11 protein-coding genes and 1 other RNA gene are annotated in these 13023 nt (G+C 71.8%); 8 read left to right on the forward strand and 4 right to left on the reverse strand.

Annotated elements, in window-relative coordinates; translation table 11 throughout:
- Positions 1-327 precede the first annotated feature (327 nt).
- A complete protein-coding gene (locus ACGFQ9_RS18285) occupies positions 328-1329 on the reverse strand; it encodes an isopenicillin N synthase family dioxygenase (RefSeq protein ID WP_393574812.1) in 1002 nt (333 codons plus the stop codon).
- 430 nt (positions 1330-1759) lie between these two features.
- Between ACGFQ9_RS18285 and prfB the strand changes: the two genes are divergently transcribed.
- The gene (gene prfB, locus ACGFQ9_RS18290; RefSeq protein WP_393574813.1) at positions 1760-2872 is read left to right on the forward strand and encodes a peptide chain release factor 2; all 1113 of its coding nucleotides are present in this window, start codon (positions 1760-1762) and stop codon (positions 2870-2872) included.
- 141 nt (positions 2873-3013) lie between these two features.
- Here prfB and ACGFQ9_RS18295 read toward each other — a convergent pair whose 3' ends face one another.
- Entirely contained in the window at positions 3014-3205 is a 192-nt protein-coding gene (locus tag ACGFQ9_RS18295) for a hypothetical protein (protein WP_365107465.1), read from the reverse strand.
- Positions 3206-3420: 215 nt separating this feature from the next.
- Between ACGFQ9_RS18295 and ftsE the strand changes: the two genes are divergently transcribed.
- The 5 genes from ftsE (at position 3421) to ssrA (ending at position 7398) form a co-directional block, all read left to right on the forward strand.
- Positions 3421-4110 (forward strand): cell division ATP-binding protein FtsE, encoded by a 690-nt coding sequence (ftsE, locus tag ACGFQ9_RS18300; protein WP_393574814.1) that lies wholly within the window; start codon positions 3421-3423, stop codon positions 4108-4110.
- A gap of 25 nt (positions 4111-4135) precedes the next feature.
- The gene (gene ftsX, locus ACGFQ9_RS18305; RefSeq protein ID WP_393574815.1) at positions 4136-5101 is read left to right on the forward strand and encodes a permease-like cell division protein FtsX; all 966 of its coding nucleotides are present in this window, start codon (positions 4136-4138) and stop codon (positions 5099-5101) included.
- Between the two features lie 67 nt (positions 5102-5168).
- Positions 5169-6377 carry a S41 family peptidase gene (locus ACGFQ9_RS18310; protein ID WP_393574816.1) on the forward strand — a complete coding sequence of 403 codons (1209 nt, stop codon included), beginning with the start codon at positions 5169-5171 and terminating at the stop codon, positions 6375-6377.
- Positions 6378-6395: 18 nt separating this feature from the next.
- Entirely contained in the window at positions 6396-6938 is a 543-nt protein-coding gene (gene smpB, locus ACGFQ9_RS18315; RefSeq protein ID WP_393574817.1) for an SsrA-binding protein SmpB, read from the forward strand.
- A 91-nt stretch (positions 6939-7029) separates the two neighbouring features.
- Positions 7030-7398: a transfer-messenger RNA gene (gene ssrA, locus ACGFQ9_RS18320) on the forward strand.
- A 77-nt stretch (positions 7399-7475) separates the two neighbouring features.
- Here the strand turns inward: ssrA and ACGFQ9_RS18325 are convergent.
- Both ACGFQ9_RS18325 and ACGFQ9_RS18330 read right to left on the reverse strand, forming a co-directional pair.
- Positions 7476-8945: an SH3 domain-containing protein gene (locus ACGFQ9_RS18325; RefSeq protein WP_393574818.1), complete on the reverse strand. Its 1470-nt coding sequence runs from the start codon at positions 8943-8945 to the stop codon at positions 7476-7478.
- Positions 8946-9057: 112 nt separating this feature from the next.
- Entirely contained in the window at positions 9058-10302 is a 1245-nt protein-coding gene (locus ACGFQ9_RS18330) for an MFS transporter (RefSeq protein ID WP_393575356.1), read from the reverse strand.
- A gap of 193 nt (positions 10303-10495) precedes the next feature.
- On the opposite strand from ACGFQ9_RS18330, the gene ACGFQ9_RS18335 reads away from it, so the two are divergent.
- Positions 10496-11473 carry a LysR family transcriptional regulator gene (locus ACGFQ9_RS18335; protein ID WP_393574819.1) on the forward strand — a complete coding sequence of 326 codons (978 nt, stop codon included), beginning with the start codon at positions 10496-10498 and terminating at the stop codon, positions 11471-11473.
- A gap of 97 nt (positions 11474-11570) precedes the next feature.
- Positions 11571-12953, forward strand: coding sequence for a nitrate/nitrite transporter (locus ACGFQ9_RS18340; protein WP_393574820.1), 1383 nt, complete (start codon positions 11571-11573; stop codon positions 12951-12953).
- The last annotated feature ends 70 nt before the right edge of the window (positions 12954-13023 follow it).

Genomic DNA, 13023 nt, shown 5'->3' on the forward strand with positions numbered 1-13023 from the left:
TCCGGCTGCTGAGCGGGGGGCGCGCCACAAATCACGCTTGAGTGTCCCGGACACCCCCAGCCTCCACCCCCGTCCCCCTCCGGTACCGCCCGTAAGTGCGGGCGGACACCACCTCGGTGCGGGCAGGCCGCCCACCTCGGTGTGGGCAGGCGTCCCGCAGGGCGGGACGGGTGGGCACACCGGGACACCGCCGCGCAACGTCCGTACCCCGCCCAACCCGAAGCCCCGCTCACGGGACCCGGGGCCGGCCCCGCTCACGGGGTCCGAGGTCCGGCCCGCACGGGCCTGGGGCGGAGCCCCGCACGGGCCGGGGCGGAGCTCCGGGGGTTACGCCGCCAGGTCGGGGTGCCAGCGGCGGGCCACCGCCGGGTGGGCCCGGACGAAGCCCTTGAGCTCGTTGCGGCCGTACTCGCGGTACAGCGGGTTCGCCTCGTCCGCCGAGAGGCCCGGCGCCTTCGCCAGGTAGGGGCCCGGCACGGTCCGCACGACCGTGTCCAGCCGAGGGTTGTAGAAGAACGGCACGGAGAATCGTTCCACCGCGCCGGGCGGGCTCACCACCCGGTGGTCCGTGGCCTTCAGGTAGCCCTGGGTGGCGATCTCCAGCAGTTCGCCCAGGTTGACCACGAACGCTCCGTCGAGGGGAGGCACGTCCAGGTAGCCGCCGTCCTTGACCACCTGGAGGCCGCCGACCGAGTCCTGCAGGAGCAGGGTCAGGAAGCCGTAGTCCTTGTGCGCGCCCACGCCCTGCCCGGCACCGGTGGGGTCGGCCCCGGGGTAGCGGATCAGCTTCGTGTGGAGGTGCGGGCTCCCGGAGAAGGCCTCGTCGAAGAAGTCCTCCGGGGCGCCGATCGCGGTCAGCAGCTCCCGGAGCAGCCGGTGCGCCACCGCCGCCAGCCGCTCCTGCCAGGCCAGGACCACCGGGCGCAGCTCCGGCAGGGCCGCGGGCCACTGGTTGGGGCCCTCCAGCCACAGGTAGGCCGGGTCGCCGGGCCCCACCTCGGGCGCGGGCCGCTCGGCACCGACGTCCAGCTGGTCGCGCCAGTCGTTGGCCCCGCCGGTCACCTCGTGGCCGATCCGGGTGTAGCCGCGGAAGTGCGGGGAGTTCAGGTTGCTCACGGCCAGCCGGTCGTCTTCGGGAAGGGCGAAGAAAGCCCTGGTCAGCTCAAGGATGCGGGTGGTCTCGGCGGCGGTGACGCCGTGGCCGGTGAGGTGCAGGAAGCCCGTGTCCCGGGCGGCCGCGTGCAGGTCCTCGTGGAACGCGCCCCGCCGGGCGGGATCGTCGGCGAGGGAGAGGTCGAGCACGGGCAGAGAGGTGTGCGCGGACGGCATGACGGCTCCGTTTCGGATGTCACGGGGTCCTGCTCCCGGAGGTGGCGGGAGAGCGGGTGGAGGGAGGCCGCCGGCAAGGGGTGGCGCCGGGGCCGCACGAGCCGCGCAGGACCGGAGGAATCAGACTTGTTGCTGGTTCTGGTCCGGCGGTAGACAGATCGTGATTTGGCGGACACGGTGGGTTGCGCTGGGGTAGGCTGGGTGCCGCACGCTGCGAGAGCCAAGCGCGTGCAAAAGCCTTGTCGTTTTGGGCAACCGGGCTGGTTTCAACCCGGCTGGCGCTGATCGCATAGGACTCCATCGTTCGTCGAGCGGCGGAGCTGCGTGAGCCAGGAATCCCCTCGCCTCCGCTGGGGGAGGATTCAAGAGAAGGGGCATAGCCCGAGGGTACGCCGGACGGCACTGCCACGGGACCGGCTACGCTGGACCCGTGGCAGTCGTCGATGTTTCCGAAGAGCTGAAGTCCCTCTCCTCGACCATGGGGTCGATCGAGGCCGTCCTGGACCTCGAGAAGATGAGGGCAGACATTGCCGTGCTCGAGGAGCAGGCCGCCGCCCCGTCCCTGTGGGACGACCCGGAGGCCGCCCAGAAGATCACGAGCAAGCTTTCGCACCTCCAGGCCGAGGTCCGCAAGGCCGAGGCGCTGCGCGGCCGCATCGACGATCTCGCGGTGCTCTTCGAGCTCGCCGAGGAGATGGACGACCCGGACACCCGCGCGGAGGCGGAGACCGAGCTGGTCGCCGTCCGCAAGGCGCTGGACGAGATGGAGGTCCGCACCCTCCTGTCCGGCGAGTACGCCGAGCGCGAGGCGCTGGTCAACATCCGTGCCGAGGCCGGCGGTGTCGACGCCTCCGACTTCGCCGAGCGCCTGCAGCGCATGTACCTGCGGTGGGCGGAGCGCCACGGCTACGCGACCGAGGTCTACGAGACCTCGTACGCCGAAGAGGCCGGCATCAAGTCGACCACCTTCGTCGTGAAGGCCCCGTACGCCTACGGCACCCTCTCCGTCGAGCAGGGCACGCACCGCCTGGTGCGCATCTCGCCCTTCGACAACCAGGGCCGCCGGCAGACCTCCTTCGCGGGCGTCGAGGTGCTCCCCGTCGTGGAGTCCAGCGACCACGTCGACATCGAGGACTCCGATCTGCGCATCGACGTCTACCGGGCCTCCGGACCGGGCGGCCAGGGCGTCAACACCACCGACTCGGCGGTGCGCATCACGCACCTCCCGACCGGCATCGTGGTCTCCTGCCAGAACGAGCGCTCGCAGATCCAGAACAAGGCCAGCGCCATGAACGTCCTCCAGGCCAAGCTGCTGGAGCGGCGCCGCCAGGAGGAGCAGGCCAAGATGGACGCCCTCAAGGACGGCGGCAGCTCCTGGGGCAACCAGATGCGCTCCTACGTCCTGCACCCGTACCAGATGGTCAAGGACCTGCGGACCGAGTTCGAGGTCGGCAACCCGCAGGCCGTCCTGGACGGCGAGATCGACGGCTTCCTGGAGGCGGGCATCCGCTGGCGCAAGCAGCAGGAGACCCCGGCCTCCTGAGGCGTCCCGCAGCACCCCTGACGCCCCGCAGCACCCGTGAGAAGGGCCCGGACATCGTCCGGGCCCTCTTGCATGCTGCGATCTTTGCTTCCTGTTGCAACGACCTACGATCGGACGCGGCGGCACGGCGCCGCACGGGCGCTAGGCGGTCTGGTGAGCCACCAGCGCCAGCGCTGCCACGAGCACCACCATCAGCGCGATGAGCGCCGTGGGGTTGAGGCCGGCGAAGGGGCCCTCCTGCTGGAGGCGCTCCCGGTTCGCCCGGCACACCGGGCAGCGGCCCTGGCTGACGGGCGCGGCGCAGTTCGCGCACACGAGCCGGTCATATGTCATGCGCTCTCCTCCTCTCGTCCCCTGCAACAACGGCCGGAGGAACCGTCCGGTTCCCCCTACCACTGTGCCAGCTCCATCGGCATTCGGCGCGGCCCGCCCGGAACGGCCCGTGGACATCTCCGGAACATATCGGGCAACTCCGGATGCCGGGTCCCCGCCTCGCGCCGGTTCGCGTATGGTCACGCACACCTACTCCCGGCGACCCTGGTGCACCCGTGATCCGATTCGACAGTGTCTCCAAGTCCTACCCGAAGCAGAACCGCCCCGCACTCAGGGACGTGTCCCTGGAGATCGTGAAGGGCGAGTTCGTCTTCCTCGTCGGTTCCTCCGGCTCCGGGAAGTCCACCTTCCTCCGGCTCATCCTGCGCGAGGAGCGGGCCACCCACGGTCAGGTGCACGTCCTCGGCAAGGACCTGGCAAGGCTCTCCAACTGGAAGGTCCCGCACATGCGGCGCCAGCTCGGCACCGTCTTCCAGGACTTCCGCCTGCTCCCCAACAAGACCGTCGCGGAGAACGTGGCCTTCGCCCAGGAGGTCATCGGCAAGCCGCGCGGGGAGATCCGCAAGGCCGTCCCGCAGGTCCTGGAGCTGGTCGGACTGGGCGGCAAGGAGGAGCGGATGCCCGGGGAGCTGTCCGGCGGTGAGCAGCAGCGGGTCGCCATCGCCCGGGCGTTCGTCAACCGGCCGGCCCTGCTGATCGCCGACGAGCCCACCGGCAACCTCGACCCGCAGACCTCCGTCGGCATCATGAAGCTGCTGGACCGGATCAACCGGACCGGCACCACCGTGATCATGGCGACGCACGACCAGCAGATCGTCGACCAGATGCGCAAGCGCGTCATCGAACTCGAACAGGGCCGTCTCGTCCGCGACCAGTCGCGCGGCGTCTACGGCTACCAGCACTGAAAGACCGAAAGGCCGTAGAGACGCCATGCGCGCCCAGTTCGTGATGTCGGAGATCGGCGTCGGTCTCCGCCGCAACCTGACGATGACCTTCGCCGTCGTCATCTCCGTGGCCCTGTCGCTGGCCCTGTTCGGCGGCTCCCTGCTCATGCGCGACCAGGTGAGCCAGATGAAGGGCTACTGGTACGACAAGGTCAACGTCACCATCTACCTCTGCAACAAGAACGACGCCGAGGACAGCGGCAAGGCCGGGGCCTCGGGCACCGGCGCGGGCGGCGCGGCCGCCGGCGCGCTGTGCGGCAAGGGCGCGGTGACCTCGGAGCAGAAGCAGGCGATCGAGGGCGAGCTGAAGAAGCTCGACATCGTGCAGGCGGTCCGCTACGAGTCCGCGGACGAGGCGTACAAGCACTACAAGGAGCAGTACGGGCACACCGCGCTGGCCTCCACGATCACGCCGGACCAGATGCAGGAGTCCTTCCGGGTCAAGCTGAAGGACCCGGAGAAGTACAAGGTCATCACCAGCGCCTTCGCGGGCCGGGACGGCGTGCACTCGGTGCAGGACCAGCGGTCGTACCTCGACAACCTGTTCCGGATGCTGAACTACCTCAACTACGCCGCCCTCGGCATCATGCTGATCATGCTGATCGTGGCCCTGCTGCTGATCGTCAACACGGTGCGCGTCTCGGCGTTCAGCCGTCGGCGGGAGACCGGGATCATGCGGCTGGTGGGTGCCTCCAGCTTCTACATCCAGGTGCCCTTCATCATGGAGGCCGCCTTCGCCGGGCTCATCGGCGCGGTGCTCGCCTGCGCGATGCTCGGCACCGGCCAGTACTTCGTGATCGACCACGGGGCCGCGCTCCGCGACAAGATGGAACTGATCAACTTCATCGGCTGGGACTCGGTCCTCACCAAGCTGCCGCTGGTGCTCGTCATCGGGGTGCTGATGCCCTCGCTGGCGGCTTTCATCGCGTTGCGCAAGTACCTGAAGGTGTGACGAGCGCCCCGTGAGCGGAACGGCCAACCGGCCGCTCCGCCACGGGGCTTGTCCTAGACTCGGCGCCATGCCGGGCCGTCCCGCCTTCTGTCTGCAGCCCCGTGACCTGCGTCGCGGGGCCTTCCTCACGTTGGCGCTGCTCGGTGCCCTGGGCACCGCGGCCAGCACCGGCTGCTTCGGCGCCCACGACGACCGTACGGTCGAGTTCTCCCGGGCCGGAGGGTCCGGCTTAACGGCCTCCGCCACCCCCCTCGCACCTCCCGCCGAACCCCCCGCGACCGTCGACCGCGAGGCCCTCGCCCGAGCCGCCGCGGACGCCGTCGCCGAAGGGAAGTCCGGCAAGAAGGCCGCCCAGGACATGGTCAGCCGCAGCGGCGACCGCTGGGCGGTGGTCTACGACCGCGCCGAGTACGCCGGCTTTGAACAGGACCTCGACGGCAGCTGGACCGGCGTCGGCCTGTGGGCCGGACGGCACCGCGACGGCCTGGTCCGGGTGGACCGGGTGCAGTCCGGCGGCCCCGCCGACCGGGCCGGCATCCGGGCCGGGGACCGGCTGGTCAACGTCGCCGGACACCCCGTCGCCGGTCTGCCCACCGCGGCCGTGGTCGCCCTGCTCCGCGGGGACGCCGGCACCTCCGTGGTCCTCGACCTGGAACGCGGCGGTGTGCCCCGCACCGAGAAGCTGGTCCGCGAGCAGCTGCACACCGACCCGGTCTCCGTCCGCAGGCTCACGGGGGGCATCACCGTGATCAAGGTGTCCGCCTTCACCCGGGGCTCCGGCGAGCGGGTCCGCGAGGCCGTGGCGTCCACCCCGCCCGGCGGCGGGATCCTCCTCGATCTGCGCGGGAACCCCGGAGGTCTGGTCGCCGAGGCCGTGCGGGCCGCGTCCGTCTTCCTGGACGGCGGGCTGGTCGCCACGTACGACGTACGGGGCTCCCAGCGCGCCCTGTACGCGGACCGCGGCGGCGATACCGTCCGCCCGCTGGTGGCGCTGGTCGACGGCGGCACCATGAGCGCGGCCGAGCTGCTCGCAGGCGCCCTGCAGGACCGCGGGCGGGCCGTCACCGTGGGCAGCCGGACCTTCGGCAAGGGTTCCGTGCAGATGCCCACCGAGCTCCCGGACGGCTCGGTGGCCGAGCTGACGGTGGGCACGTACCGCACTCCCGGGGGCCGCTGCGTGGACGGCCGGGGCATCACCCCCGACCTGACGGCGGGCGGGGAGCGGGCCGAGGAACGGGCCCGCGGGGTATTCGGTGGCCTCGGGGTGGTCCCGTAGTGCGAAAATGACCGCACTATGGCAAAGGGACTCGTGAACGTGCAGGGCAAGCCTGCCAAGAAGAAGACCCCGGAGAAGGGGCCCGAGCGCAAGCTCATCGCGCAGAACAAGAAGGCGCGGCACGACTACCACATCCTCGACACCTACGAGTGCGGGGTGGTCCTCATGGGCACCGAGGTGAAGTCGCTGCGGATGGGCCGGGCCTCGCTGGTGGACGGCTTCGTCCAGATCGACGGCGGGGAGGCGTGGCTGCACAACATCCACGTCCCCGAGTACCTGCAGGGCAGCTGGACCAACCACCACGCGAAGCGGAAGCGCAAGCTGCTGCTCCACCGCGAGGAGATCGACAAGCTGGAGCAGAAGGCCTCCGAGACGGGTCACACGATCGTGCCCCTCGCGCTGTACTTCCTGTCCGGCCGGGTGAAGTGCGAGATCGCGCTCGCCAAGGGCAAGAAGGAGTACGACAAGCGCCAGACGCTGCGCGAGCAGCAGGACACGCGCGAGGCGAGCAGGGCGATCGCGGCGGCCCGCCGGCGGCAGCGGGCGGCCCAGGCCGGCTGACCATCCGGAATAGGCTGGCGACGGTACGCGTTGGTCACGTACGATGGGCCGTGCACCTCACAGAGGGTGCGCTGCATTGAAATATGAACATGGGGATGATCGGTTTCGACAGCGGATGTCGAAGCAGGGGAAGCGTGTCGAGGAAGCGGCAATGATCTCGTAAACCACGCGCCGAAACCAATAATCGCCAACACCAAGCGCGATTCCTTCGCCCTCGCTGCCTAAGTAGCGACTTGCGAAGTGTCAGCCCGGGGCTGTTCCCGACCCGGATCCTGGCATCAGCTAGGGAACTAAACCTTGATCCCGGTCACGGGGTGAAGAGGGAAATCAAACAGTGACTGAGCCCGTTCCGGACTTGTCTGGGTGATCCGGAGGGCTGAGAAACTCGTACCAGACTGCACACGGAGAAGCCCTGGTTCTGCACCGTTGGACGCGGGTTCGATTCCCGCCATCTCCACTCATCCCATGTGGGCGAAGGCCCCGCGACCGGTTCGGTCGCGGGGCCTTCGTCATGTCCGGGTGTCCGGGGGCCGGAGGTCAGTCCTTCGGGCAGTACGGGATCTTGTTCTGGTTCTGCGCGTAGCGGGCGGCGATCCAGCCGCGCCCGTCGGCGAGCTTGTACCAGACCGAGTTGCCCTCCACCGACTGGGCGTTGACCTTGCACTGCACGTCGACCACGGAACCGTTGTTCACGATGCCGTTGACCCCGTAGGTGGTGCTCGGGCCGGAGCGGACCTTCAGCTTCTTCTCGGGCGAGACGATGCGGGCCTTGTACTTGCCCTTGCCGTGGTCCTTCCCGTGGTCTTTGCCGTGACCCTTGCCGTGGTCCTTGCCGTGGTCCTTCCCGTGGTCCTTCCCGTGACCCTTGCCGTGGTCGTGGTCCTTGCCGTGGTGGTGCTTGCCGCACTTCTTGCAGACACCCGGCTTGCCCTGCGGGCCGGTGGGACCCGTCGGGCCGGTGTCACCCTTCGGGCCCTGCGAGGGGCCGGTGGGTCCGGTCGGTCCGGTCGGGCCGGTGTCACCCTTCGGGCCCTGGGAGGGGCCGGTGGGGCCGGTGGGTCCGGTCGGGCCCTGCGGTCCGGTCGGGCCCTGGGAGGGGCCGGTGGGTCCGGTCGGTCCGGTGGGTCCGGTGGCGCCCTGAGGTCCGGTCGGGCCCGTGGCGCCGGTGGCGCCGGTGGTGCCAGTGGGGCCGGTCGGGCCGGTGGTGCCGGTCGGGCCGGTCGGGCCGGTGGTGCCGGTCGGGCCGGTGGGTCCGGTGTCGCCCGTCGGGCCGGTCGGGCCCGTGTCGCCCGTCGGGCCGGTCGGGCCCGTGTCGCCCGTCGGGCCGGTCGGGCCCGTGTCGCCCGTCGGGCCGGTGGGTCCGGGCGGGCCGGGCTTCCCCGGCTTGCCGTGGTGGCCGTCGTGACCCGGCTTGCCCTCATGGCCCGGCTTGCCCTCGTGTCCGGGAGGGCCCTCGGGGCCGGGAGGACCGTCCGGCCCCGGGTTGCCCCGATCGCCCTTCTCGCCCTTCGGCCCGGTGACCGGGGTGGCGACCGCGAACAGCGCCGTCTCTTCCGCGCCCGTCACCCACTCGCCGCCGTCCAGCGTGGTGCCCTCGGGAGCCTTCGGGTCCACGCGCAGGGCCACCGCCAGCCTGGTCCGGGTGTTCGCCGGGAAGGTGAAGCCCGCCCGGGTGGCCGCGTTGCAGGTCAGCTGCCGGGCATTGGCCGACAGCGTGCAGGGTGCGCCGGCCCGCTGGTTGTTCCAGTAGAAGCGGGCCTCCGGGAAGGTGGTCCGCTCCGGAGCGGTGATCCGGAAGGTGGAGCTGACGGCCGCGTCGGCACCGTTGCCGGCCACGATCACGACGCGGCCCGTCTTGCCCGGCGCGATGGAGGGGACGTACGGCTGGGAGAAGCGGATGTTCGCCGAGTCGGCCAGGGCGGGCAGGGCGGGCATCATGCACGAGGCCGTGACGGCCGCCACGACCAGGGCCGCGGGCAGGCGGCGGGAAGTAGACAGGGCAGGCAAGGGGGATCCTCCGCGAGGGAAGGCGACGGAAACCGGCGGGTGACCACGGATCGCGGCCGGCCGGAGGGCGAGAGGCCCTCACCAGTAAAAGCGGATGATGACACCGAGTCCGTCAGGGCGCGACCCGGGTCACCCGTACGCCGGAGGCCCGTTGCGCCGGTACGGTCACGAGGGCGGCCGCCAGCGCCGCCACCGCCGGGGCCGCGTACGCGATGCCCGGGCCGAGGTGTTCCACCGCCCAGCCGCCGCCCGCGGCACCGGCCGCGATCCCGGCGAGGATCGCGGTGACGGCCAGGGTCATGCCCTCGTTGAGCTGCTCCGCCGGTGTGCGGCGGTGCACCAGGGACATCGCGGTGACCATGGTGGGCGCCGTGGCCATCCCCGCCACCAGCAGCGCGGCGGCCAGCAGCGGCAGCGGACCCGCGGCCGCCGCCGCGAACGGCCCCGCCATCGCGATCGCCAGCGCGGTCGTGCAGGTCCGCAGCGACCGCGGCCGCAGGGTGCCGTAGAGCAGACCGGCCGCACAGGATCCGGCCGCCTGCAGCGCGAGCACCGGCCCGGCGGCCGCGCCGAGCCCGAGCCCGTCCAGGTGGGCGATCGAGGCGATCTCCATGGAGCCGAAGACGGCGCCCAGGGCCGTGAAGAGCAGCAGCAGTGCCGCCGTGCCCGGGGTGCGCAGCGGGGAGCGGCGGTGGACCCTCGGCAGCACCGGAGGTTCGGTGGCCCGCGCGGAGGTGAAGACCAGCATGCCGGTGAGCAGCAGGGCCGCCCCGGCGAGCGTGCCCGCCTCCGGGAACAGGCCGGTGCACAGGGCCGCGGCCAGCACCGGCCCCAGCATGTAGCAGGCCTCGTCGGCGGCCTGCTCGAAGGACATCGCGGTGTGCCGGGCGTCCGGGTCCTCGCGCAGCAGGTGCGTCCAGCGGGCCCGGGACATGCCCCCGATGTTGGGGGTGGTCGCCATGGCGGCGTACGAGGCGAAGAGGGTCCACGCGGGCGCACCCGTACGGACGCACAGCACGAGCGAGAGGCAGCCGAGGACCGCGACCAGGGTCGCGGGGAGCGCGATCCGGGCCTGCCCGTGACGGTCGATCAGCCGCGCGGTCCACGGCCCGACCAGCGCGGTGGCGGCCAGGCCGGTGGCGGTGACCGCGCCGGCCAGGGCGTACGACCCCCGCTGCCCGGCGATCATCATCACCGCGCTCACCCCGAACATGCCGATGGGCAGCCGGGCGATCAGGTTCCCTGCGGTGAACCCGCGGGCGCCGGGGGTGGCGAGCAGCCGCCGGTACGGTCCGGGCGGGCGGCGCACCGCCGGTCGTGGGGCGGCGTGCACCAGGGTGCCGCCGGTCACGGTCATCAGCGCGGCGCCGCGGGTGCGGGATGCGGAGACCGAAGGGGAAGGGGAAGGGGAAGGGAGGAGGGACGGGGACGGGGCGCGGCGCGGGGTCGAAGTCGTGCTGGGCATGGTCAACAGGCTCCGGCGCGGGGGCGGCAGGCGTCCAACACCTGTCCGGCGACCATTCACCCGCGTCCGTTGTTAATCTCCTGCGGTGAACGACCGCGATCTCGACCCCCGGCTGCTGCGCGGCTTCCTCGCCGTGGCCGAGGAGCTCCACTTCACCCGGGCCGCCGCCCGCCTCTACGTCGCCCAGCAGGCGCTGAGCCGGGACGTGCGCCGGCTGGAGCGTGAGCTCGGCGCGGAGCTGTTCCTGCGCACCACCCGGCAGGTGGAACTGACCGCCGACGGGGAACGCCTGGTGCCGCTCGCCCGGCGGGTGGTCGGCGCCCACGAGGAGCTCGCCACCGCCTTCGCGCGGACCCGCGACGCGGACCGCCCGCTGCTGGTGGACCTCAACACCGACGGGCCCAGCACCGCCCGCTCCGTACTGGAGCGGGCCCGTGAACTGGCCCCCGGCTGCGAGCTGATGGCCCGGTTCGAGAGCGGCCTCACCCACGCCGCCGCCGAGATCCTCGCGGGCCGCCTCGACGTCTCCTTCGGCCGGTACGGCGGGCTGGACGCCCGGCTGCGCGACCGGCTCGGCCGGCAGCCCGTACGGTACGAGCCGCTGGCCGTGCTGCTGCCCGAGGACCACCCGCTGGCCGCGGCACCGGAGGTGCCGCTGTCCGCGCTGGCCGGGGAGGCCGTGTACGCCGGGGCCGGGAACCCGCGCACCCTCGAATGGACCTCGCTGGCCGAGGACCTGTTCGCGGGGCGCGGCATCGGCATCGCGCCGCCCGCGCCGGTGGCCGTCGGCAAGGAGGAGTTCCGCCGGGTGATGGCCAAGAGCCGCAACCCGGTCCTGGTGACCGTGGACTTCACGGACCTGCCGGGCAGTGTGAAACGCCCCCTGGTGGACCCGGTGCCGCTGTCCCCGCTGTCCATGGTCTGGCGGAACGGTTTCCGCCACCCCGGTCTCGACGCGCTGCGCGCGGCCGCCGCCGAACTGGCGGGCGTACACGGCTGGCTCTCCGTACCGGAGGGCACCTGGTGGCCGGAATCGCTCACATCCGGTCCGGGCGGCGGGTGAGAACGAGGTTGCGCGGCGGTCACCGGCGGGGGACCGGGCCCGAAACGCGCCGTCCCTACGGTCGGTTCCACGGACGCGACAGCTGTGGAGGCGTGAGATGACCGCAACCGAGCCGAGGGCACCCCGCACCGGGGACCGCTGGATCGAGACGTGGGACCCCGAGGACGAGGCCTTCTGGCGGGAGACCGGAGAGCGGACCGCCCGGCGCAACCTCGTCTACTCGGTCTTCTCCGAGCACATCGGCTTTTCCATCTGGACGCTGTGGTCGGTCATGGTCCTCTTCATGGGGCCGCAGTACGGGATCGACCCGGCCGGGAAGTTCTTCCTGATCGCCACGGCCACCTTCGTCGGGGCCCTCGCCCGGGTGCCGTACACCTTCGCGGTGGCCCGGTTCGGCGGACGCAACTGGACGGTGTTCAGCGCGCTGCTGCTGCTCGCGCCGACCGTCGCCGCGCTGGTGGTGATGGAGCCGGGCACCTCGTACGGGACCTTCCTGCTGGTCGCCGCGCTGACCGGGGTCGGCGGCGGCAACTTCGCCTCCTCCATGACCAACATCAACGCCTTCTTCCCGCTGCGGCTGAAGGGATGGGCGCTCGGGCTGAACGCGGGCGGCGGGAACATCGGCGTGCCGGTGGTCCAGCTGGCCGGCCTGCTGGTCATCGGTACCGCCGGGGCCGCGCACCCGCGCGTGCTGCTCGCCGCCTACCTCCCGCTGATCGTGATCGCGGCGGCGCTGGCGTGGCTGCGCATGGACAACCTCGCGCCGGTCCGGAACGACTCCGGCGCGGTCCGCGAGAGCCTCCGCGACGGCCACACCTGGATCATGTCCTTCCTCTACATCGGCACCTTCGGCTCCTTCATCGGCTACTCCTTCGCCTTCGGGCTCGTGCTGCAGACCCAGTTCGGGCGGACGCCGCTGCAGGCCGCCTCGCTGACCTTCCTGGGGCCGCTGCTCGGCTCGCTGATCCGGCCGGTGGGCGGCCGCCTCGCGGACCGCTTCGGCGGGGCCCGGATCACGCTGGGGACCTTCGTGGGGATGGCGGCGGCCACCGGCGTGGTGGTGCTGGCCTCGGTGCAGGAGTCGCTGCCGGTGTTCCTGACCGGTTTCGTGGCCCTGTTCGTGCTCAGCGGGCTCGGCAACGGCTCCACGTACAAGATGATCCCCGGCATCTTCCAGGCGAAGGCGGTGGCCCGCGGCATGACCGGGGAGGCGGCCGCGGCGTACGGACGGCGGCTGAGCGGGGCGTCGATGGGCATCATCGGGGCGGTCGGTGCGCTCGGCGGGCTCGGCATCAACCTGGTGTTCCGGGAGGCCTTCCTGAGCTCGGGGTCCGGGACGGCCGCGTTCGTCACCTTCCTCGGCTTCTACGCGGTGTGCTGCCTGGTCACCTGGGCGGTATACCTTCGCCGGCCGGCCACCGCCGGGGCGGTGCCGCGGGCCGCCGAGAACGGGGCGAAGCCGCAGCTCACGTCCGTGTAGCGGACCGGCGGCGTAACCGGCGCGAAACGATCGTGAACCGAGCCCGACACGCCCGCTTGGCAGGCTCGGT

Source organism: Streptomyces sp. NPDC048603, assembly GCF_043199475.1.
Lineage (GTDB): Bacteria > Actinomycetota > Actinomycetes > Streptomycetales > Streptomycetaceae > Streptomyces.